Source organism: Thermodesulfobacteriota bacterium (assembly GCA_035325995.1).
Classification (GTDB): Bacteria; Desulfobacterota_D; UBA1144; order Nemesobacterales; family UBA2774; genus JADLGH01.
Genome location: DAOKYU010000004.1, coordinates 148,578 through 169,058, shown reverse-complemented (window position 1 = coordinate 169,058; position 20,481 = coordinate 148,578). Strand labels below are relative to the sequence as shown.

Here is a 20,481-nt window from a genome sequence, read left to right as displayed (position 1 = left end):
AGATTATGGAAGAAGTTCGAATAACCCTCCCCGACGGGTCGGAAAAGGCCTTTCCAAAGGGCGCTACCGTGGGGGAGATAATAAACTCGACCGGCATAGCGAAAGCCGCCATCGGCGCAAAGGTGAACGGGAAGCTGGCAGACTTCTGGTATGAAGTCGATTCCGACGCCGCGCTCGAGCCTGTTAAGCAGGGCTCCGAGGACGGCCTCGCACTCATAAGGCACACTGCAGCCCACGTTATGGCCGAAGCCGTGCAGTCCCTTTTCCCCGAAGCGAAGGTCACCATAGGCCCCGTCATCGAGAACGGCTTTTACTACGACTTCGACTTCCCGCGCGGCTTTACACCCGAGGACCTCGAAAAGATCGAAGAGAAGATGAAGGAGATAGTGGGCCGGAAGAAGCCTCTCGTAAGGAAAAAGGTTTCGAGGGAAGAGGCGATAAAGATCTTCACCGACGAGGGCGAAAACTATAAAGTCGAAATAATAAACGACCTCCCCGAGGCGGACCAGATAACGATATACGATCAGGAGACCTGGCACGACCTCTGCCGGGGTCCTCACGCCCCGTCTACAGGGGACGTGAAGGCGTTTAAGCTCCTCACTTCCGCCGGGGCCTACTGGAGAGGGAACGAGAAGAACCAGATGCTCCAGCGCATATACGGCACTGCGTTCTGGGACAGAAAGGAGCTCAAGGCCTACCTCGACAAGCTCGAAGAGGCGAAAAAGCGCGACCACCGAAAGCTCGGAAAGGAGCTCGACCTTTTTTCGATACAGGACGAGACCGGCGCGGGACTCGTTCTCTGGCACCCCAAGGGGTCACGGGTGAGGCGAGTCATCGAAGACTTCTGGCGGAAGGAGCACGAGAGGGCGGGATACGACCTTCTCTACACGCCGCACATAGCGAAAATCGACCTCTGGAAGACGAGCGGCCACGTGGACTTTTACAGGGAAAACATGTACCCCCGCATGGAAATGGAGAACACGGAGTATCAGTTAAAGCCGATGAACTGCCCTTTCCATATAATGATTTATAAAACCGGCGTCAGGAGCTACAGGGACCTTCCACTCAGATGGGCAGAGATCGGGACCGTCTACCGTTACGAGCGCTCTGGAGTGCTGCACGGGCTTTTGAGGGTCAGGGGGTTCTCGCAGGACGACGCACACATATTCTGCAGGCCCGACCAGATGGAGAGCGAGGTCATAGGCGTACTCGACCTCACGATGCTATTCTTAAAGACCTTCGGCTTTGACGATTACGAAATATACCTTTCGACGAGGCCCGAAAAGTTTGTCGGGGAAGTGGACGGATGGGACAGGGCGACCGAGGCCCTCCGCGATGCGCTCGACGCCAGGGGGCTTCCCTATGAAGTCGACGAGGGGGGCGGGGCCTTTTACGGACCGAAAATAGACCTTAAAATTAAAGATGTTTTGGGCAGAGCTTGGCAGTGCTCTACAGTTCAGGTAGATTTTAACCTTCCCGAAAGGTTCGGTATGGCCTACGTCGGGGAGGATAACGCCCGGCACAGGCCGATTATGATCCACAGGGCCATATTCGGCTCGATGGAGCGTTTTTTTGGAGTGCTGATAGAGCATTACGGCGGAGCATTCCCGCTCTGGCTCAGCCCGGTACAGGTCAGGATAGCGACCATAGGGGACGAGCAGGCAGGGTATGCCGAGGAGCTCTATCAGATATTAAAGGAGAAAGGCATCAGAGTAGAAACAGATATAAGGAATGAAAAGCTGGGTTTGAAAGTAAGGGAGGCGCAGTTAGAAAAGATTCCGTATTTGCTCGTGGTCGGCAGGAACGAAATGGAGACGCGCACTGTTGCCCCGCGGAAACTCGGGGGAGCTAACATGCCCTCGGCGACGATAGACGAATTCCTCGCACAAATAGCCGGCGAGCTCGATCCCGGCACCTGGAGGGAGGCGGGTAGTCGTTCGTGAGGGGTTCAAGAGGAAGCAGCAGAGAGCCCGAAGTCAGGATTAACCAGAGGATAAGGGCCAGGGAAGTGCGTCTGATCGGCGAAGACGGCCAGCAGCTCGGGGTAGTACCTATAAAAGAGGCGCTCGCGATGTCCGAGGAAAGGGGCGTGGATCTCGTCGAAGTCGCCGCCAACGCCAATCCTCCGGTATGCCGGATGATGGACTTCGGCAAATATAAATACGAGCTGAAAAAACAGGCGAATGCCAAGAAACAGAAAACGCATACGATAAAAGAAATAAAGTTTCGTCCCAACATAGGCGGCCACGATCTCGACGTAAAGATCGGCCGCATCAGGGAATTTCTGGAGGACGAAAACAAGGCGAAGATAAGGATATTTTTCAGGGGCAGGGAAATAGTTCATCCCGAAATCGGCCGGGCGCTCGCGAACAAGATACTCGAACGCGTTGCGGACATAGGCGGAATCGACATGCCCCCGAAGCTCGAAGGCAAGAATTTGATAATGGTTATTTCACCAAAGAAAAGCACTGGACAAGGTGGGAAAGACAATGCCAAAAATGAAGGTAAAGACTAACAGGGGCGCCGCGAAGAGGTTTAAGGTCACCGGCTCGGGAAAGATAAAAAGGTACCACGGCGGCAAAAGCCACTCGAACGCCAAGAAGGGCCGGAAGCGCATGAGAAGGCTGGTTTCCCCGGACTTTATAGAAGGGACGGCTGCTATAAGGATAAGGTCTTACATACCTTATAAATAACGCGGCGTATTTTTTGAATCGGCAATCATATTATTGGCGGTATAATATCTCGGAAGGGAGCAGGAAATGAGAATAAAAAGAGGGGTAGCATCCAGGAAGAGGAGAAAGAGACTCCTTAAAAGCGCCAAGGGGTACTGGGGCAGAAGGAAGAATAATATCAGGCGCGCCAAGGAAACTGTTCTCCGGGCAATGGCCTTTGCCTTCAGGCACAGACGGAACAAGAAGAGAGACTTCCGGAAGCTCTGGATAGTCAGGATAAACGCGGCGGTAAGGCCGTACGGTTTATCTTACAGCAGCTTCATGGGCGGACTCAAAAAAGCCGGAATCGAGCTCGACAGAAAGTCTCTTTCCGAGATGGCCATCAGGGAGCCCGAGAGCTTTAAGGCCGTGGTAGACGTGGCCAGAAGCGGGCTTAACTGAGAGAACGCATTTCACAACATAGAACATAAAGGCCGCCTCCGGGCGGCTTTGCTGTTTGGGGGCGAGGGCCGGTTCGAAAAAAGATACCCACCGGAACCGGCCAGATGAAAACCTCCCTGGCTGCCCGAGCAATCCCCGTTATACGAAGTGGGGGTCGAATTCGAGCGGGCACCCTTCACAGACGGGCTGACTTTTCCTGCAGTGCTCCTTCCCCAGTCTCACTAATAACGCATGGTATTCGTTGAACATCCCGGCGTCCTCGTCCAGTGAATCCGTGAAGACCTCCTGCATCTCCGCGTACGAGGTCTCCACAGGCACGATCCCGTGCCGTGACAATACTCTCCAGGTATATGCATCCACCACGAATACGGGCATGCCGCCCGCGTAGAGCATTATGCTGTCCGCCGTTTCGGGGCCTATGCCCTTTACGGATAAAAGTTTTTCTCTAAGGACGGACTTGCCTTCCGCGAACATCTCTTCGAGGCTTCCGGAGTATTCGGCAGTGAGAAACGAGATGAAATTCTTGATTTTGATCGCCTTCTGATTGTAATACCCCGATGAGCGTACAAGTGCTGCGAGCTCTTCCGCTGTAACAAGACTCAACCTTTCGACGGTAAGCAGACCCTCGTTTTTAAGGTTGGAAATCGCTTTTTCGACGTTCTTCCACGACGTGCTCTGTGTGAGTATAGCCCCGACTATGCATTCTAGCGGGGAGTCCCCGGGCCACCATCCCTGCGGCCCGTATTTTTTGTAGAGCTCGTCGTAGAATCTCCGTATCCTCTCGGATCTGGACAAAACAGTTCACCTCTCGGGCCACGCCATCGGGCCGCCTGTTCGGTATAGGCTACCGGGTTTTAATATAATGGTAAGCTGCGCGTAACTCCACGGCTACTTGGTTATGGGGTTGTTCGGGGCCTTTTGGGCCTTTTCGTAGTGCGGGATAGCCTCGGGCAGCCATTGCTTCAGGTTATTTACCCTCGAGCCGTATCCCGGGTGCGTCGAAAGGAATTCGGGCGGCTGGGGCTTACCTTTATGGGCGGCGTCCATGCGCTCCCAGAAGGCTATGGCTTCCCTGGGATCGTAGCCGGCCTTGGCCATGTATATGAGGCCTATGTGGTCGGCTTCGGCCTCCTGCCCGCGCGTGAACGGGAGGATGCCGCCTACGGTGACCCCGATGCCGTAGGCCTGCATTACCGCCTCGGATATGTAAGGATCGCTCCCGCCGAGGGCGGCGCTTACGCCCATGGCCCCTATCTGCGCCAGTATGTCGGTCGAAATCCTCTCGCCTCCGTGTCGCGCGGCCACGTGCGCAACCTCGTGCGCCATGACGGTCGCGAGCCCGGCCTCGGTTTGCGCTACGGGCAGTATGCCGGTGTAAACGGCGACCTTGCCGCCGGGAAGGGCGAAGGCGTTTATCTGTTCGTTGTCTTCTATTACCTTGAAATCCCACTGGTAGGCGGGGGTGTCGGCGACGGCGGCTATGCGCATGCCCACGTCCGTCACGACCTGGTTATACTTCGTGTTCGTGGATACCTTCTCGGTTTTAAGGACTTCCTGAAACGCCGCCACGCCCATCTGGTTCTCTTCGGACTGGGAGAGGAGAATGAACTGGGACCTCCCCGTGACGGGGGCGGTGTAGCAGGAAAGGAGCGCCGCTCCGTGCGCGGCCAAAAGGAGCAGCACGAGAAGCGGCCTTACTATATAGTCCCTCATAAAAGACGATTTTCTTCGTATCATGATTAAATTAGTTTTATCAATTCGGTGCAGATTTGCAATAAATATTTAAATGAATAACAGGAGCCAGCTTGAGTGCCGAGGCGTCTTGACGCATCAATGAAAACGTACGGGCTGTTTCGGAATATGCTAAAAAAGAAGACGAGCTCTTGCCCCCGTTCCGGCCGTCAAAAACCGGAAGGAGACAAAAGCTCGTCTTCGGAAAGTCTTTATTTATTACCGACCTCACTTTACGAGGTTGGCTTCTTTCATCCTGTTGATACCTTCGTCGATATCCTCGTCGGAGCAGGCATACGTTACCCTTATGTATCCCTCACCCTGGCTGCCGAAGGCGGTACCGGCGACTACGGCGACTCCCGCGGTCTCTACGAGCTTGTCGGTGTATTCCTGCGACGTGTAGCCCGTGCTCGTGATGTCGGCGAAGGCGTAGAACGCACCGTCGGGAGAGTCGCACTTTACGCCCGGAACGGAGTTGAGCCCGGCGACCATCCTGTCGCGCTTCTTCTTGAGAAGAGCGGTCTTCTCGACAGTCCAGTCCTGGGGCCCGCTCATTGCGGCGTACGCGGCCTTCTGTATGAAAGCGGCGACGTTTGTTATCGAATCCTGGAGGAATATCGAGAGCTTGTCGATAACCGGAACGGGAGCTACGGCCCAGCCTATTCTCCACCCGGTCATGGCGTATGTTTTGGAGAACGTGTCTATCACGATGGTCCGGTCTTCCATTCCGGGGACCGCCGCGATCGTCTTGTGCGGCTTGTCGAACGTTACGTGAGAGAATATCTCGTCGGATATGACCATGAGGTTCGGGTGCCTGAAGCACATCTCGGCTATCGCCTCGGGGTTCTCGACGAGGTGGCCGTTCGGCCTCTGCGGGGTGTTGATGATGAGGAGCTTCGTTTTCGGCGTTATCAGCGCTTCCAGCTTTTCGAGGTCGAACTGCCAGTCGGGCTTCGTCAGCGGCACGTGTTTTATGTTCGCCCTTACGTATTTTGCCCAAACTTCGTCCGGCGGATAACCGGGGTTCGGGAAAATGACTTCGTCCCCTTCTTCGAGGAAGGTGAGGAGCGACATGGTGAGCGCGTGCTTCGCCCCCGCCGTGACTATGACCTCTTCGGGCTTCGTCTTTCTGCCGAACTTGGAGGTTTCGGCCGCTATGGCCTCCCTGAGCTCGGGCAGGCCCGGCCCCGGGTCGTACCTTACGTATCCGTCCTTGAGCGCCTGAATCGTGGCTTCGAGCACGTGGTCGGGGGTGTAGAAGTCCGGACCCTGATAGTCGCCTTTCTCGAAATGAATGATCTTCGTGCCTGTCTTTTTCTCGAGATCGCGGGCGATTCTCATGCTGGCCCACTGTTTGGGCGGCACGAAGTGGCTTATCTTGGAACTGAACGGGTATGAAACTGCCATTGTAATACCTCCTTAAATTGGTGAATGATTTACACGCTGCTTATGCGGTCTCCGAAGCGGGTTCTTCGTACCGAGGGTCCAGGATTCCCTCTGAAATCATCGAAAAAACCTCCTCGGCGATTTCCGCCGCGCTTTTGTCGGTATGGTAGAAGAACATTACCGACCGAACGAGACCGAAGATAATGAGTGCGGTAAGCTCGGTGTTGACCGGCCGGAACGATCCTTCGTTGATACCCTTTTCCAATATTTTTTGATAAAACCTGACGCCTTTCACGCGCCAATGCTCCGTGAATTCGTAGTGCTCTCTGATGAGGTGAGTCTCGTCCCTGCTGAGTATCCTGAGGACGTCCAGATTCTCCAGGTAGAACTTGAATATGAGCATGAGCATTTTTCTGAGTTTTTTCGGAGCCGGATCCTTCTTGGCTATTTCCCTTTCCAGGATCGTCTCGATTTCTTCGTAGGTCTCTTCCAGTATTTCGAGGTACAGATTTTCCTTCGATTCGAAGTAGAGGTAGATCGTGCCCTTGGCGACGCCCACCTTTTCCGCGATCTGGTCCATGGTTACGTCATGGTAGCTCTTCTGTGAAAAAAGATTTGCCGCTACTCTGATAATCTCTTCCTTGCGAGTAGTTTTCGCTACCTGAGTTTTTCCCATACGAACCCGTCCTTTTCTTGATTTCTGCGCTTTAGCCATTTGTCGAGACCCTAACCCCCGAGACTGAACTGACTAGTCAGTCATTAGGATATTAGTATATCTAAAATTTTTTGTCAAGCGCTTTTTTTAACGTTTGAAAAAAAGCATGGTGCGGTTCCAGCCGGGGCCGAATCCGGCGTGACGCGCCGCTTCGCCGGGGTTGGGGGTGCGTTTCAAGCCCTCGCGGGCTTGGATTTTTTTGCGGCGTAATGATAGAATTAACACTCAAAAAACCGGAGGAGAAAATGAGAACGTCCAGTTTTCTATTGATATTGTTGATGGTTATAAGCGCGGGACTGGCCGCATGCAGCCAGTCCGGAGAAAAGAAAGAAGACGCCACTGCAGAAAGCACGTCCGTGGTCAAGGAAGCCGAAGAGAAAGTCGAGGAGGCCGAGACCGATGTAGTGGACAAGACACAAGAGCTTCACCAGGAGCAGCTCTCCGAGCTCGAAAAAAAATCGCCCGAGGAAATAGCGCAGGAGCTTTGGAAACTCATTAACACGGAAGAGTACAAGATAAACTGGAAGCAGCATAAGCCCGAAGGGGCTACTGCGGAAACGCCGGTCACGTATTTGAATCCGATAGCCCAGGAGGCTCTCGAAAATAAAGTGACCCCTCTTCCCCCGGGCTCGATTATAGTCGAAGAAGATTTTGACGAGTCCCGGCAGCTCGAGACCATAAACGCAGTGATCAACCTCGGCGGCGAGAAGCCCGAAGGCGGATGGTTCTACGCCCAGTATTCCCCGGACGGTAAAATTCTTAAATCCGAGGAGAAGGGCGAAAGCATAAACGCCACGGAATAACGATACCCCGGGGGCCGGTTCGGTCTGTAATAAACGGCGGCTGCACAGAGGGGGGGACTTGAGCCGCTCCCGGCCCGGGGACTTTATACCTAAGCACGTCCTGATGCGGCCCGGCAGCCCTGCCCGGCCGCAATTTTTCCCCATCGTTCTGGTATACTAAAGCCCTGAGACAGGCCTTTCGGGGCGGTATATCCGGCATTCTCCAGCAGAGTTATATGAACAAAAAGAAGACTATTTTTTCCCTCCTTTTGAGCTACAAGTATTCGTTTCTGGCCGGGCTCCTGGCCCTCTCGCTCGTGGACCTCTGCCAGCTTTCGATCCCGCTCGTGATAGAGCGCGTCGTGGACGCCCTCACCCTGGAGGGGGCGGGTTTTAACGACATTTCAAAATACGGGCTGATTATGGTCGGCATCGCCGTAACCATGTCGATATTCAGGTTCTTCTGGCGGTATTTCATAATGGGGGCGGCGAGGAAGATAGAGCAGTCTCTAAGGAACGAATTCTTCGATCACCTCCAGGGCCTTCAGTTCGACTTCTTCTCCCGAAAGAAAGTCGGGGACCTCATGGCCCACACGGTGAACGACATCGAAACGCTCAAATTCGCGTGCGGGCTCGGGGTTCTGATAGCCTACGACGGCGTATTCCTTCTCGTATTCATATTCGGAGCGATGCTTTATATCTCACCCGTGCTGACGCTTTACGCCTTCATCCCGTTCCCTATACTCGCCTTCATAATCATCAAGTTCGGCAACATGATCGAGAAGAGGTTCCAGAGGGTCCAGGATTCCTTCTCGGAGCTTACGGAGAGCGCGCGCACGTCGATATCAGGCATAAAGGTCGTGAAGGCTTTCGTCAGGAAAGACGAGGAGGCTAGGGACTTCAGCGCGGCGAGCTCCGATTACCTGGCGAAGAATCTCCGGCTCATAAAAATATGGGGCGTCTACCAGCCCATAATCACGTTCCTCGCGGGGACGGCGACGGCCATATTCCTCTGGCTCGGGGGGGTGAGGACTATAACCCTCGACATAACGCTAGGGGACTTCGCCGCAGTGCTGCTATACCTGACGATGCTCACGTGGCCGATGATGGCCATGGGATGGGCGGTGGACATAATAAAGCGGGGAAACGCCTCGCTCAACAGGATTAACGACATACTTCTCGAGATCCCCCAGTCCGTCACCGAGACCGGCACGCTCGACGTGGACATCAAGGGCGACATCCAGTTCAGGAATTTAAGTTTTTCGTACAATGGGAAGAGGGTTTTGAAAGACGTATCGCTCGAAATCGCAAGAGGCTCGGCCGTGGGAATCACGGGGGCGACGGGCTCGGGGAAGAGTACGCTCTTTCAGCTTTTGACGAGGGTCGAGGAGCCGCCCTTCGGGACCGTCTTCATAGACGGCGCGGACGTGCGCGACATAAAGAAAGAGAGCCTCCGTAAGGGAGTCGTCTACGTCCCGCAGGAGACGACCGTTTTCAGCGGGACCGTCAGGGACAACATATCGTTCATGAACCCCGCGCTCACGGACGAGGAGATAGAGAACGCCGCCAGGATCGCCGAAATATACGACGATATAATGGAATTCCCGGGGGGCTTTGACACGAGGGTCGGCGAAAGGGGGCTTACGCTCTCGGGCGGGCAGAGGCAGAGGATAGCGCTCGCACGCGCCATACTCCTCAAGCCTGCGGTGCTGATACTGGACGACGTCTTTTCGTCCCTCGACCTCAGGACGGAGAGCCTCGTCTTGAGGAACCTGAGGAAGGAGATGAGAGGAAGGACACTCCTCGCCATATCGAGCAGGGTGCCGTCCATTAGCGGCTTCGACTTCGTCGCCGTATTCGAGCGAGGGCGGCTCGTCGAGAGCGGCGGGCACGGGGAGCTCATGCACAAAAACGGCATATACGCCGGGCTCTACCGGATACAAACCTTCGAGACGATTTAACCCGCCTCTTACGCGCCGAGCTTTTCGGCAAGGTCGATTATATCCTCGGCCACTATATCGAAGTCGCCCCCGGAGGCCGTGTCCGGTTTTCCTTCCGGGCCGAACTCCAGCGGGCGTGAAATGAACGCCGTACGGAGACCGAAGCTGCGGGCGGCTTCGAGGTCGTCCCTGTGCGCCGCCGCCATCATCACCTGGCCCGGCTCGAGGCCGAGCAGCGAGGCCGCCGTGAGATACACTTCCCTGTCGGGCTTGTAGTGCCCGGCGAGCTCTGACGACAGGACGCAGTCCCACGCGAGCCCCGCGTTCTTGGCCATGTCCACCAGGAGAGAGACGTTACCGTTAGAGAGCGTCGCCACGACGTAGCGTGTCCTCAGCCTCTCTATGCCCCGGATAGAGTCGGGCCACGGGCCAAGCCTGTGCCACGCGCGGTTGAGGTGGTCCTTCTCTTTCTCGGTGAGCCCGCCGATCTCGAATTCCGAGAGCAGCCTGTCTAAAACCATCCTGTGGAGTGAATCGATATTCGTCCACGGGAGCCCGCCCTTCCTTACGAGGTCCATCGCGGGGGCGTAGCCGCCCCGCCACTCGTCGGCGAAGCGCGCCCAGTCGCGTGTTACACCCTTCCGCCCGCCGAGGGCTTCGCACTCCATGATTATGGAGCTTCGCCAGTCTACGACCGTGCCGAAGACGTCGAACGTAAGCGCCTTTATGCTTGCTGCGTTTTTTATCATTCTACGCGGCCCTCCGTCAGGCCCCGGCCTGCCTGGCCTTCTCCTCGGCCTTGGCCGTGAATTTTTCGGCGTTGACTACGAACCTCTCGTGGGTCCCTTCGGTTATGAGGTCGATGCCGTCGTGGGCCGATACGGCGAACGAGAGCTTCCTGCCCTCGACGCCCGTGAGCTCCCCGTTTACCTTCACCGTGAGCCCGGGGGGCGTCGCGGCCAGGTGGCTCAGCCTGATGTCGATCCCGACCGACTGCTCCCTCGGCCAGTCGATGTGCTCGTTCACGAATCTTACGCACGCCCATTCTATGAGCCCCACCATAAAGCCCGTCGAAAACACCTTGGGCATTATCCGGAACTCCTCGGATTCGGGATAGATGTAGGGAACGGTCTTCGATTCGGGCACCTTGAAGTCGAATTCGAATTTAAGTCCCGGCTTGAGAGTATCTTTCATTGGTCTCCTCCGTATGTCGTTTCCGCCGGGCCGCGTATATCGTCACCCGGGCCCGGCGTGAGGTTTCATAATTATAGCAAAGTGAAGATTTTTCACCACGTAAAGCCCGAGCTCTCGTCCCGGGCCTGTGCAGCCGTCCCCGGATAGCCTCAAAAAACTCTCGGGCCGCCCCCGGCTTGATGTATACTCATATCTGGAATCTTTCTACAGGGGGTGCAAGATGGCTGAAGAGATTAAAAAGCTCCATCGTTCGAGAAAGGACAGGATGATAGCGGGCATCTGCGGCGGGCTTGGGGAGATGTTTTCCATCGATCCCACGCTGATAAGGCTGATAGCGGCTCTTATCGGCTTGTTTACGGTCGGAACCGCGATTCTCGTATACGTGCTCGGATGGATAATCATTCCCGAGGCCCCGGCGGAATAGCGCTGCCGGACGCCTGCTTGCCGCCCCTCTTCCGGTTGATTCAGGCCCGCTTTTTGCCGATACGCGCGGCTGTCTGTAAATCGTGTACAATAAAGCCCTCTACGCACGTGTATACGATAACAACCGGACTTTACGGGAGCCTAACTTGAGATACCTGGAAGTTGCCGAAAAGGCGGCGAGGGAAGCCGGCGAAATCCTGATCGAACACCTGGGGAAAGTGAGGGACATAGATTACAAGGGAAAGAATAACCTCGTCACCGAGGTAGACAAGCTGTCCGAAGACCTCATCGTCAGCCGCATAAAAGAGACGTTCCATACGCACGACATATTCGCCGAGGAGTCCGGGCGGCATTCGAACGGCTCCGATCACCTCTGGCTCATAGACCCGCTCGACGGCACCACCAATTACGCCCACGCATATCCATTCTTCGCCGTATCCATAGCGCTCGAAATAAAGGGGCAGTTAAAGGCGGGGCTCGTGTACGACCCCGTCAAGGACGAGATGTTCACGGCAGAGCTCGGAAAGGGGGCGTTCCTTAACGGCAGCCCCATACGCGTAACGAAGACGGAGCGGCTCGACGAGAGCCACCTGGTTACGGGCTTCGTTCACGAGAACCCGAAGATAGTCGAAGACAACCTCAGGAACTTTGCGAACTTCATCCGGTCGGCGCGCGCCGTAAGGCGCGACGGCTCGGCCGCACTCGATCTCTGCTACCTCGCCTGCGGACGTTTCGACGGATTCTGGGAGCTCGGTCTTAATCCCTGGGACACTGCCGCAGGGGTTCTGATAGTCGAGGAGGCGGGAGGCGTCGTCACGAGATTTAACGGAGAGCCCTATAGCATATACGTGAAGGAGATCCTCGCGTGCGCCCCCGGGATACACAAGGACATGATGGGGGTTCTCGCCCTCGCCTGACGCCTGTCCTTACCCCTTGGGAATTTTAGGGCGGATCGCGAATCTCTTCGTTATCCGCCCTTTAGAGGATGGGGAATAAGTGCTTTCGAAAATAAATTGCTGCAAATTACGTGCCGTTTTGGACAGCATCGCAATGTGTTGTAAATGCTGGATTATTTTGTCGTATGGCGTTCCGTGCTCGATGCAAAGCGGGCCAAATTGGAAAATTTGCGGCGCCGGTTTGACAAAAAATTGCAAAAACGGTGGTCTGAAATCGTCGCCGGAATGATATTTCGCAGGCCGTTATCTCGTATTATATTTTAACGAGGGTCCAGTTCGGAGATTCGGAGGGAGTTGATCGATGAAGACGTGGAAGAGGTTCGAATGCGCCGTAGCTCTGGTGCTTTTTTTCTCGGCTGTCGTCATGCCGGAGCTCGTCTCCGGCCAGGAAAATGAAGACCGTCCCGAATCGAGGTACTACTACACCGGGATTCTGGGGGACGGTATAGGCATACAGATGGAGCTCGTAATGGATTCCTCCGGAGTCACGGGTTCTTACATGTATGACAAAATAGGGACTCCGCTTTCCCTGTCGGGCGGCATAGATAAAGACACCTCTATCATGACGATCGTCGAGCAGGACGAGAAGGGCAACAGGACGGGGACTTTCGTCGGCAAGCTCGAATCCGAGGGGACCAATTACGCAAAGACGATAGAAGGGAAGTGGATGAAGGCGGGGGGCGGCGACAAGATCCCGTTCAAGCTCAACAAGATCGCCTACTACATCACGTCCGAAACGAAGTCCGGCGGTAAATACGAAATGTCCTACATGTATCCCGATTTCATTTCAGGGTTGAAACCGCTCCAGGAAATTTCGCAGGAGCTCGAAAAGAACGCGCTCGCCGAGCAGGCGAAATTCATGAAAGAGGCCGAGGAATTCTTCAAGTCGCAGGAATCGGAGCCGAGGGCCGAGTGGCAGGAGAGATATAACTACGCCATCGAATACTACTCCCCCGAGGTCGTGAGCCTCTCGGGTGAGATATACGTATACGGGGGCGGCGCGCACGGCAACACGGAGTACATGTCGTCTAACTACTGGATCAAGGATGGAAAGCCCTATCTCTTAAAACTCCCGGACCTCTTTCTCCAGGACTCGAATTACCTGAAAGCTCTTTCAGATTATTGCATAAACGACCTCAGGAAGCAGAAAGCCGGATGGGTCGTCGACGGCCAGTTAAAGGAGCTCGGCGCCGACGATATGAGCGCATTCGCTATCTCGCCGAGGGGCGTATCGATAGCCTTCGCCCCATACGCCGTGGGGTCCTACGCCGAGGGCTCTTATTTCGTTACGGTCCCGTACCCTGCCTTGAAAGAAGTTGTCGACCCCGCAGGGCCGCTCGGGAAGATGGCCGGCTTGTCCGCCGGAAAATGATTCGCTTCCGGGAGCGCTCCGGCTGAGCGGCAATAAACCGCGTCTTCAGAATCGGGCGGGAAGCGGGACGCGTCCCACCCGCATATTTTCAGTCTAAAGTCCCTACCGGGCTATCCAGCCCCCGTCTATGTTGAGCATGCTGCCGGTCATGAATTCGACCTCGTCGTCGCAGAGGAAGAGCACGCCGCGCGCTATCTCGGACGGCCTTCCGAGTCTCCCCATTGGGTTGTACGACTCCCAGAGCTTCCTGGCGCCCGATGGGTCGTCCGTTTGCTCGAACAGGTCTTCGACGAGCGGAGTGACAGTCGTCCCGGGGCATATGGCGTTCACCCTTATGCCGTGGGGGGCGTATTCCACCGCCATCGCCCTCGTGAGCTGCGTAATGGCCCCCTTGGTCGCCACGTAAGCGGCGCAGCCGGGCGCGGCCCTCGACCCGAGTATGGAGGAGTTGTTGACGATGCATCCCTTGCCCTGCTTCAGCATGTGGGGGATCGTGAACTTCGACATGAGGTATGTGCCCCTCACGTTTATATCGAACGTCTTGTCCCATATTTCGAGCGGGGTTTCGTGCGTGTTGTAAACCCAGAGGACGCCCGCGTTGTTAAAGAGGACGTCTATCCTGCCGTACTTGTTTATCACGTAATCGACGGTACCCCGGCAGTCATCTTCGCTCGAAACGTCGGCGACGAAATATTCGATCTCCCCGCCCGCGCCCTGCGCCCTCGCTTCCTCGACGGCGGCCTTCAGCCTGTCTTCTGTGCGGCCCGTGATCACGACCTTCGCTCCCTCGCGGTTAAAGAGAAGGGCAGTCTCTTTTCCGAGCCCGAGGCTCCCGCCCGTGATTATCGCTACTTTATCCTTCAGCTTCATATCGAAAAGCCTCCTTCTTTAATTTTCATTTTGATCCCGGGTGACGGTCGGCCGGCTGCGCCCGCCGGGAAGGATTAGCGGGCTCTCGATCGAGTCGTGGGCCGCCTCGCCCCGCGCGGCCTCCCAGCCGAGCATCGCCCTCTTCCTGGCCGTCCCCCATTTATACGGACCGACGATGCCTATCCTGTGAATTACCCTGTGGCACGGGATGACGTAGGCGACGGGGTTGGTCATCACCGCTTCGCCCACGGTCCTGAGCCCGCCGGGCGTGCTGACCGACTCGGCCACGTCGTCGTAGGACAGGACGTGCTCGGGCGGTATGCCGAGGAGCGCCTGCCAGACCTTTATCTGAAAGTTCGTTCCCTTAAGGTATAGATTAAGCCGTGGTTTTTCGTCCGGAAGTGAGGGGACGAAGATTGTGTCGATGTAGGTTCGCGTGACGTTCGCGTTCTCTACGAACCTGGCCCCGGCCCACTCCTTTTTGAGGGCGTTGACGGCCTCTTCGTGGTTCTCGCCCGTGAGGAAGGAGAGTCCGCATATACCCCTTTCCGTCACCGAGAGGAGGCATTTGCCGAAGGGCGTCGGATGTACGCCGTAGAGGATCGTGAGCCCGGCGCCCTTCCTCCTGAATTCCCCTGGGGTGACGGCGTCTATGGTGACGAAGAGGTCATGGAGCCGGCTGGTGCTGGAGAGCCCGGAGTTGTACGTTATTTCGAGAAGGCTCCGCGATTCGTCGAGCATGTTTTTCGCATACTCGATCGTAAGGAGCTGGAGGAACTGCTTCGGCGTTATCCCGGCCCATCTTTTGAACAGCCGGTGGAAGTGGTACTCGCTCAGGTTGACGCTTCGTGCGGTTTCGCCGAGCGTCGGCTGCTCACGGAAATGCCTTTCGAGGTAGAGTATCGCCTGTTCTATCCTGAGATAATCTTTCCATAGACCCTCGAAATCGCTGCGCAATGCTAAAACCTCCTCGGTCCGGGCGATGTATCTATATTATGATTCCGCCGTTTTCATTACAATCCATTTCTTGCTTTTTTGATGCCCGGGGGATTATTAGAATCCGCGGGGTTCCGGATTGTCGCTGGCAGAGAATTTCAAATCTTCGAAATGCGTGCCTAGATGCGCGGAATCTACTGCGCGCCCCGTGCGGTTATGTCTTCGGATACTTTTTGTTTGATCGTCTGCCACTTCTGGAGGAAGAGGCCGAGCACGAGACGGCACTGCTCCATGTCGTTCTTTTCGAGGTTCGAGAGCACGTCCCATATTTCTTTGGAAGACCGGTCGCCGTTTAAGGTGTAGGGGCTCAGGAACGAGCAGAGCTCGCCGTAATCGAGGACCAGATAACCCGCCTCGTCGAACTCCGAAAGCCACGTCCTTAACTCGAAGAGCCCGGATTGAATCTTCTTCAGCTTCATGAAAAGGGAGTGTGCGTTTTCTTCGCCGCCGTATTTTTTGAAGGACTCCTCTATGATGCGGTCTGCCTCGTCGATTCTCCCGAGGCCTTTCCCGAGGGCGGTCCCGTAGTGCACCCTGCCGAAACCCATGTGCGTGTAGAAGAATTCCCTTTCACTGTCGTCGAAGAGGATAAACCAGGGCGGCGGGATGCAATTGTCCGAATCGAGCATGTATGCGTTCTTGAACGAGCGGAGGGGGGATATGAGATAACCGCCGTCTTTCGATTTCATGAAGAGGCAGTCCCGGACCTCTTCGTCCGGCACCCGGAGGGCGCATGAAAGCCTTTCCCTGAAATCGTTGTACTCGTTTCCGAACCAGACGCCGTAAGGCGATGTAGGCCCGCCCCAGTACTCTTCGTAGAAGTTTATATAGCGCTTCCAGTATTCGCTCATTCTGCCGAATCTGTCTACCGACTCGTATACGATGAGCATACTTTTAGCCATATGCAATTGATATATGAAATCGAATCCCAAGTCAAATTTGGCCCGAGCGGCGGCGGTTTGTATAATTTAATCGCCGGAATAAATTTCACTGCGCCGCGAAAAGGGGTCTTCCGGTCCATGCTCCAACCCCGCCGGCAACGGAGGCTGGAATGTCAGGTACCGGTACAGGGGTTTTGATTGTCGGGGCGGGCCCGACGGGTCTCACCATGGCCTGCGAGCTCGCCCGTAGAGGCGTTCCGTTCAGGATAATAGACAAGGCCGCGGCCCCTTCGGACAAATCGAAGGCCTTCGGCATCCACGCCCGGACGATGGAGGTCTTCGAGAACATGGGCCTCATCGATTCCGTCCTCGACGAGGGCAACATATGTAACGGCTTCGATATATACGATCGGGGCCGGGCGCTGGCGAGCCTTTCGTTCAGCTCGATAGAAAGCAAATATCCTTACCTCCTCATACTCGCCCAGAGCGACACCGAGAGGGTTCTCAACGAGCGTCTGGAATCGTACGGGGCAAAGGTGGAGAGGGAAAAGGAGCTCGTACACATCGACAGGGGCGGCGAGACACTCGTCTCGCACGTAAGGCGCCCGGACGGCTCGGAGGAGACTATCCGGAGCTCTTACGTTTCCGGCTGCGACGGGGCGCACAGCTCTGTCAGGCACATACTCGGGTTCGAGTTCAAGGGCGCTCCGTATCCCAATTACTGGCTCCTCGCCGACTGCAATCTCGATTGGGAATACCCTTTTCATCACCTCTCGGCGTTCATACATCCGAACGGGATAACGGCCTACTTCCCGCTTTATAAAGACAGGGGGAGGCTCATGTTCGAATTGCAGGACGCCCCGGTAACGGAAGAGATGCCGGAGCCCACTCTCGACGACGTCAAGAGGCTGATGGCCGAGAGGGAGATAAAGTATAAAAGCGTGACCGACCCCAACTGGCTCGCCTATTTCAAGCTCCACCACAGGATGGTGGACAGGTACGCGGAGGGAAGGATTTTCCTCGCGGGCGATGCGGCGCACATACACAGCCCGATGGGCGGGCAGGGCATGAACACAGGTATACAGGACGCGTACAACCTCGCGTGGAAGCTGGCGCTCGTTCTCGAAGGGCGGGGCGCGTACTCGCTACTCGACAGTTACCAGGCCGAGAGGCTCCCCGTGGGGAAAGAGGTCGTCAGCCTGACGGACAAGGCGACGCGTATGGCCGGCGTGCACAACCCGGTACTCGGGGCGATAAGGAACAAGGTCATAGGGGTCGCGTCACGCATAAATGCCGTACAGGACCGGCTCCTCGCGACGCTTGCACAGATAGAGATACATTACAAGGAGAGCCCCATAGTATCCGAGAAATGGTATCAGCCCGATACCGTGGAAGGCTACCACGGCTACAGGGACGACCTCACGGCGGGCGAGAGGGTGAGGGACTATAGCCTCAAGGGCCCGGACGGCGGCGGTACGCTATACGGGCTTCTCGGGAACGGGCTCCACAACCTCTTACTCTTCACCGGGGGCGACCCCGAGGACATGGAGCTCGACGAGCTGAGGAAAATCCACGACGCGGCCGCCGCGGAGTACGGGGGCGTTATGGCCGTGCACGTCATAGCGGGGCCGAGGGGCGTACCCGAGGATTTCAGGCACATGAGCTCCGTATGGAATGACGGGGACCTCCGCATGCACAAGGACTTCGGCGCGGCGCGGGCTTCGCTCTATCTCGTCCGTCCGGACGGGTACGTCGGGTTCAGGAACCAGCCCGCGAGCCGGGACGACCTCGAAGAATACCTGGCCGGAATCTTCAGATGATCCGCCTGCAGTTCGCTCCCTTGAAAAGGGTTCGGCAGTATGCAATAATGGCATATGCAATAGTCCGAAAGGGGTGGGGAGGGCAGGTACGATGAGCAGGCTTACTCCGGAACAGGAAAAGATGGTCGAAGTGTGGGGAATGCATACGGCGTGCGAGTTCGCAACCAAGAACGTCCACGACACGATGGAAACGATGAGCGGTAACCCGCACGTGAATCACGTCCCGGTGATGACGGGCGGGACCGGGACCGAAGACGTAATCGACTTCTACTCGACGTGGTTCATTCCGTGCCAGCCGCCGGACGTGGAGCTCGAAATAGTTTCGTGTACGGTCGGAAGCGACGCCGTCGTCGACGAGCTCATCTTTAAATTCACACATACGGTCGATATGCCGTGGATGCTCCCCGGGATACCGCCAACCGGAAAGAAGGTGGAAATTCCTCTCGTCGTCATAGTGGGATTCGAGGACGGGAAGATCGCGAGCGAGCACATTTACTGGGACCAGGCGTCCGTTCTCGTCCAGGTCGGCTTGCTCGACTCGGGCAGCCTGCCTGTCGCGGGGGTGGAGACGGCACGGAAGGTGCTCGATCCTTCGCTGCCTTCGAACAGTCTCATAAAAAACGCGTCCGCTAGAAGGTAAAGCCGGGAATAAGCTCTCTTATAGAGGATCTGAGGAACTCCCGCTCGTAGACGTCGTCGTCGACGACCTCGCCGTTCCAGACGAGTATGTCGAGGTCTATGGTACGCGGACCGTTCTTGTCGCCGGTCCTTACCCTGCCCAGGGCGGCTTCCATTTCCCTGAGGCGCGTTTTCAGTTCGGAGGCGCCGAGCGAGGTTTCTATAAGAAGCGCTCCGTTTATGAAGCTCCGCTGCTCCTTTAACCCGACGGGCTCCGTCTCGACGAAGGAAGAGGCCTCTATCAGTCTGACCTCGCCGCGTATGATCTCTATGGCTTTTCGTATGTTCTCTTCGGGATCGATATTCGAACCCAGCCCCACAACCGCCCTGTTTGTTTTCATCTTTATAAGGCCTTTATCTCGACTCCGTGTGGATGACTGAAACCGAGTCGGCGAACCGGAGCGCACCCGGCTTGTCTATCCTGACCGACGCCGATTCCACCCTTTCGTCTTCGAGGATTATCCGGACGACGTCGCCGGCAATTTTTTCGATGAGGTTATATTCCTTCTCCTCGACCTCGGAGATGATTTTCTTCGTGATGGATTTGTAATCTATCGTGTGAGCGATGTCGTCGCTTTCGATGGCCTTCGCGCCGTCGAATTCTATCTCGATGTTGATTATGACGTCCTGCTTTACGTTCTTCTCCCATTCGAAGATGCCGACCACGGTTCTCAGCCTCAGGTTCTCTATGTGTATAATCATCCTTTTATCCGCCTAGACGAGGTGCTGCCCTCCATCGACGAAGAGGCATTCCCCGGTGATATAAGTGTTCTCGATAATATACTTAAGCGCCGCGGTTATGTAATCCGGGCTCCCGGGCTTGCCGATGGGCGTATCACCCGAGATTCGTATGAGATAGTCCTCGCTCTTCCCCTGGGGCGGGAGGACCGGGCCGGGGCAGATCCCGTTCACTCTGACCTTCGGGCCGAGCGCCTTCGCGGCCATAAGCGTCAGGTCCCGGAGCGCCTTTTTGCTTATGTTGTATACGAAATGGTCGGTCTCGTTTTTCGAGATGCGGGAGTCGAGCATGTTGACTATGAGCTCCGAGGCCGGCTCTTTCGAAAAGTCCCGGGACAGAAAGAAGGGCGCCTTGAAGTTTACCGTCATGTCCCTGTCGAAGCTTTCTTCGGTCACGTCCTGAAAGGGGACGTCTTCGAAAACGGACGCGCTGTTTATGAGGACGCTGCATTCGGGAAAGACCTCGAAGACGCGGGAAACGAGGGTATTGGTCTCCTCCATGTTTAGGAGGTCGGCCTGGAAAATTTCGCACTCACCGCCGAGCGCCTTTATCTCGTCGGCAGTCCTTTCGGACTCGTCTTCGGAGCTGTTGTAATGAAGGGCTACGTCGTAACCCATTTCGGCCAGCGTAAGCGCCATGGCCTTTCCGAGCCTGAGCCCGCCGCCTGTTATCAACGCCGCTTTACTCATATTGATCTTCGCGCCCCCGGATGGGTGTTTTTGGCCCGAACCTGCAGCCGTAACCGGAGAGTATAACACAGGCCAGGCAGCAAAACGGCCCGCTTCGCCCCGGGGCCCGACATGCCGTGCGGGGCGGAGGCGTCCTTGCTTGCCCCCCTTACCCGCTGGTGTATTATTCAGGAGGGACGTTCCTCCCCTGTCCCGG

23 protein-coding genes are annotated in these 20,481 nt (G+C 56.2%); 11 read left to right on the top strand and 12 right to left on the bottom strand.

Annotated features, from left to right (window positions below; translation table 11 throughout):
* Nucleotides 1–5 precede the first annotated feature (5 nt).
* The 4 genes from thrS (at nt 6) to rplT (ending at nt 3,113) form a co-directional block, all read left to right on the top strand.
* On the top strand, nt 6–1,943 hold the full coding sequence (thrS, locus tag PKC29_07295) for a threonine--tRNA ligase (GenBank protein HML95221.1): 1,938 nt from the start codon (nt 6–8) through the stop codon (nt 1,941–1,943).
* Nucleotides 1,940–2,515, top strand: a complete 576-nt coding sequence (infC, locus tag PKC29_07290) for a translation initiation factor IF-3 (GenBank protein HML95220.1) — start codon at nt 1,940–1,942, stop codon at nt 2,513–2,515. The genes thrS and infC overlap by 4 nt, the downstream gene beginning before the upstream one ends.
* Nucleotides 2,490–2,693, top strand: coding sequence for a 50S ribosomal protein L35 (rpmI, locus tag PKC29_07285; GenBank protein ID HML95219.1), 204 nt, complete (start codon nt 2,490–2,492; stop codon nt 2,691–2,693). The genes infC and rpmI overlap by 26 nt, the downstream gene beginning before the upstream one ends.
* 66 nt (nt 2,694–2,759) lie before the next feature.
* On the top strand, nt 2,760–3,113 hold the full coding sequence (gene rplT / locus PKC29_07280) for a 50S ribosomal protein L20 (protein HML95218.1): 354 nt from the start codon (nt 2,760–2,762) through the stop codon (nt 3,111–3,113).
* 138 nt (nt 3,114–3,251) lie between these two features.
* Here rplT and PKC29_07275 read toward each other — a convergent pair whose 3' ends face one another.
* The 4 genes from PKC29_07275 to PKC29_07260 form a co-directional block, all read right to left on the bottom strand.
* Nucleotides 3,252–3,908, bottom strand: coding sequence for an endonuclease III domain-containing protein (locus PKC29_07275; protein HML95217.1), 657 nt, complete (start codon nt 3,906–3,908; stop codon nt 3,252–3,254).
* Between the two features lie 93 nt (nt 3,909–4,001).
* Nucleotides 4,002–4,826, bottom strand: coding sequence for a M48 family metallopeptidase (locus PKC29_07270; protein ID HML95216.1), 825 nt, complete (start codon nt 4,824–4,826; stop codon nt 4,002–4,004).
* Between the two features lie 246 nt (nt 4,827–5,072).
* Complete coding sequence (locus PKC29_07265; GenBank protein HML95215.1) at nt 5,073–6,251, bottom strand: aminotransferase class I/II-fold pyridoxal phosphate-dependent enzyme; 1,179 nt, start codon at nt 6,249–6,251, stop codon at nt 5,073–5,075.
* A gap of 40 nt (nt 6,252–6,291) precedes the next feature.
* Nucleotides 6,292–6,906, bottom strand: coding sequence for a TetR/AcrR family transcriptional regulator (locus tag PKC29_07260; protein ID HML95214.1), 615 nt, complete (start codon nt 6,904–6,906; stop codon nt 6,292–6,294).
* Nucleotides 6,907–7,190: 284 nt separating this feature from the next.
* Between PKC29_07260 and PKC29_07255 the strand changes: the two genes are divergently transcribed.
* Nucleotides 7,191–7,748 (top strand): hypothetical protein, encoded by a 558-nt coding sequence (locus tag PKC29_07255; protein HML95213.1) that lies wholly within the window; start codon nt 7,191–7,193, stop codon nt 7,746–7,748.
* Between the two features lie 215 nt (nt 7,749–7,963).
* A complete protein-coding gene (locus tag PKC29_07250) occupies nt 7,964–9,688 on the top strand; it encodes an ABC transporter ATP-binding protein (GenBank protein HML95212.1) in 1,725 nt (574 codons plus the stop codon).
* Nucleotides 9,689–9,696: 8 nt separating this feature from the next.
* Here PKC29_07250 and PKC29_07245 read toward each other — a convergent pair whose 3' ends face one another.
* Both PKC29_07245 and PKC29_07240 read right to left on the bottom strand, forming a co-directional pair.
* Nucleotides 9,697–10,416, bottom strand: coding sequence for a haloacid dehalogenase type II (locus PKC29_07245; GenBank protein HML95211.1), 720 nt, complete (start codon nt 10,414–10,416; stop codon nt 9,697–9,699).
* A 16-nt stretch (nt 10,417–10,432) separates the two neighbouring features.
* A complete protein-coding gene (locus PKC29_07240) occupies nt 10,433–10,861 on the bottom strand; it encodes a thioesterase family protein (protein ID HML95210.1) in 429 nt (142 codons plus the stop codon).
* Between the two features lie 220 nt (nt 10,862–11,081).
* Here PKC29_07240 and PKC29_07235 point away from each other — a divergent pair, with 220 nt between their 5' ends.
* The 3 genes from PKC29_07235 (at nt 11,082) to PKC29_07225 (ending at nt 13,612) form a co-directional block, all read left to right on the top strand.
* Complete coding sequence (locus tag PKC29_07235; GenBank protein HML95209.1) at nt 11,082–11,285, top strand: PspC domain-containing protein; 204 nt, start codon at nt 11,082–11,084, stop codon at nt 11,283–11,285.
* Between the two features lie 145 nt (nt 11,286–11,430).
* On the top strand, nt 11,431–12,201 hold the full coding sequence (locus PKC29_07230) for an inositol monophosphatase family protein (GenBank protein ID HML95208.1): 771 nt from the start codon (nt 11,431–11,433) through the stop codon (nt 12,199–12,201).
* A 340-nt stretch (nt 12,202–12,541) separates the two neighbouring features.
* Complete coding sequence (locus tag PKC29_07225) at nt 12,542–13,612, top strand: DUF3298 domain-containing protein (GenBank protein ID HML95207.1); 1,071 nt, start codon at nt 12,542–12,544, stop codon at nt 13,610–13,612.
* 102 nt (nt 13,613–13,714) lie between these two features.
* On the opposite strand, the gene PKC29_07220 is transcribed toward PKC29_07225, so the two are convergent.
* From PKC29_07220 to PKC29_07210, 3 genes are all read right to left on the bottom strand, one after another.
* Nucleotides 13,715–14,482 carry an SDR family oxidoreductase gene (locus PKC29_07220; protein ID HML95206.1) on the bottom strand — a complete coding sequence of 256 codons (768 nt, stop codon included), beginning with the start codon at nt 14,480–14,482 and terminating at the stop codon, nt 13,715–13,717.
* A gap of 18 nt (nt 14,483–14,500) precedes the next feature.
* Nucleotides 14,501–15,439: a methylated-DNA--[protein]-cysteine S-methyltransferase gene (locus tag PKC29_07215; GenBank protein HML95205.1), complete on the bottom strand. Its 939-nt coding sequence runs from the start codon at nt 15,437–15,439 to the stop codon at nt 14,501–14,503.
* A 173-nt stretch (nt 15,440–15,612) separates the two neighbouring features.
* On the bottom strand, nt 15,613–16,380 hold the full coding sequence (locus tag PKC29_07210) for a hypothetical protein (protein HML95204.1): 768 nt from the start codon (nt 16,378–16,380) through the stop codon (nt 15,613–15,615).
* A gap of 149 nt (nt 16,381–16,529) precedes the next feature.
* Between PKC29_07210 and PKC29_07205 the strand changes: the two genes are divergently transcribed.
* Nucleotides 16,530–18,179, top strand: a complete 1,650-nt coding sequence (locus PKC29_07205) for an FAD-dependent monooxygenase (protein ID HML95203.1) — start codon at nt 16,530–16,532, stop codon at nt 18,177–18,179.
* A gap of 91 nt (nt 18,180–18,270) precedes the next feature.
* Complete coding sequence (locus PKC29_07200; GenBank protein HML95202.1) at nt 18,271–18,819, top strand: ester cyclase; 549 nt, start codon at nt 18,271–18,273, stop codon at nt 18,817–18,819.
* Here PKC29_07200 and folK read toward each other — a convergent pair.
* The 3 genes from folK to PKC29_07185 are packed head-to-tail and all read right to left on the bottom strand — an operon-like array spanning nt 18,809 to nt 20,285.
* Nucleotides 18,809–19,198: a 2-amino-4-hydroxy-6-hydroxymethyldihydropteridine diphosphokinase gene (gene folK / locus PKC29_07195; GenBank protein ID HML95201.1), complete on the bottom strand. Its 390-nt coding sequence runs from the start codon at nt 19,196–19,198 to the stop codon at nt 18,809–18,811. The two genes, PKC29_07200 and folK, sit on opposite strands and share 11 nt — an antisense overlap.
* 13 nt (nt 19,199–19,211) lie before the next feature.
* Nucleotides 19,212–19,559: a dihydroneopterin aldolase gene (folB, locus tag PKC29_07190; protein ID HML95200.1), complete on the bottom strand. Its 348-nt coding sequence runs from the start codon at nt 19,557–19,559 to the stop codon at nt 19,212–19,214.
* Between the two features lie 12 nt (nt 19,560–19,571).
* Nucleotides 19,572–20,285 carry an SDR family oxidoreductase gene (locus PKC29_07185; protein HML95199.1) on the bottom strand — a complete coding sequence of 238 codons (714 nt, stop codon included), beginning with the start codon at nt 20,283–20,285 and terminating at the stop codon, nt 19,572–19,574.
* Nucleotides 20,286–20,481 lie beyond the last annotated feature (196 nt).

Excerpts from the sequence above, each read along its gene's own strand:
- rpmI (HML95219.1), top strand. The coding sequence starts at position 2,490 with ATGCCAAAAATGAAGGTAAAGACTAACAGGGGCGCCGCGAAGAGGTTT.
- PKC29_07245 (HML95211.1), bottom strand. The coding sequence starts at position 10,416 with ATGATAAAAAACGCAGCAAGCATAAAGGCGCTTACGTTCGACGTCTTC.
- PKC29_07200 (HML95202.1), top strand. The coding sequence starts at position 18,271 with ATGAGCAGGCTTACTCCGGAACAGGAAAAGATGGTCGAAGTGTGGGGA.
- PKC29_07265 (HML95215.1), bottom strand. The coding sequence starts at position 6,251 with ATGGCAGTTTCATACCCGTTCAGTTCCAAGATAAGCCACTTCGTGCCG.
- PKC29_07185 (HML95199.1), bottom strand. The coding sequence starts at position 20,285 with ATGAGTAAAGCGGCGTTGATAACAGGCGGCGGGCTCAGGCTCGGAAAG.
- folB (HML95200.1), bottom strand. The coding sequence starts at position 19,559 with ATGATTATACACATAGAGAACCTGAGGCTGAGAACCGTGGTCGGCATC.
- PKC29_07270 (HML95216.1), bottom strand. The coding sequence starts at position 4,826 with ATGAGGGACTATATAGTAAGGCCGCTTCTCGTGCTGCTCCTTTTGGCC.
- PKC29_07250 (HML95212.1), top strand. The coding sequence starts at position 7,964 with ATGAACAAAAAGAAGACTATTTTTTCCCTCCTTTTGAGCTACAAGTAT.
- thrS (HML95221.1), top strand. The coding sequence starts at position 6 with ATGGAAGAAGTTCGAATAACCCTCCCCGACGGGTCGGAAAAGGCCTTT.
- PKC29_07240 (HML95210.1), bottom strand. The coding sequence starts at position 10,861 with ATGAAAGATACTCTCAAGCCGGGACTTAAATTCGAATTCGACTTCAAG.
- PKC29_07210 (HML95204.1), bottom strand. The coding sequence starts at position 16,380 with ATGGCTAAAAGTATGCTCATCGTATACGAGTCGGTAGACAGATTCGGC.
- PKC29_07260 (HML95214.1), bottom strand. The coding sequence starts at position 6,906 with ATGGGAAAAACTCAGGTAGCGAAAACTACTCGCAAGGAAGAGATTATC.
- PKC29_07235 (HML95209.1), top strand. The coding sequence starts at position 11,082 with ATGGCTGAAGAGATTAAAAAGCTCCATCGTTCGAGAAAGGACAGGATG.
- PKC29_07255 (HML95213.1), top strand. The coding sequence starts at position 7,191 with ATGAGAACGTCCAGTTTTCTATTGATATTGTTGATGGTTATAAGCGCG.
- rplT (HML95218.1), top strand. The coding sequence starts at position 2,760 with ATGAGAATAAAAAGAGGGGTAGCATCCAGGAAGAGGAGAAAGAGACTC.
- PKC29_07205 (HML95203.1), top strand. The coding sequence starts at position 16,530 with ATGTCAGGTACCGGTACAGGGGTTTTGATTGTCGGGGCGGGCCCGACG.
- PKC29_07225 (HML95207.1), top strand. The coding sequence starts at position 12,542 with ATGAAGACGTGGAAGAGGTTCGAATGCGCCGTAGCTCTGGTGCTTTTT.
- PKC29_07220 (HML95206.1), bottom strand. The coding sequence starts at position 14,482 with ATGAAGCTGAAGGATAAAGTAGCGATAATCACGGGCGGGAGCCTCGGG.
- folK (HML95201.1), bottom strand. The coding sequence starts at position 19,198 with ATGAAAACAAACAGGGCGGTTGTGGGGCTGGGTTCGAATATCGATCCC.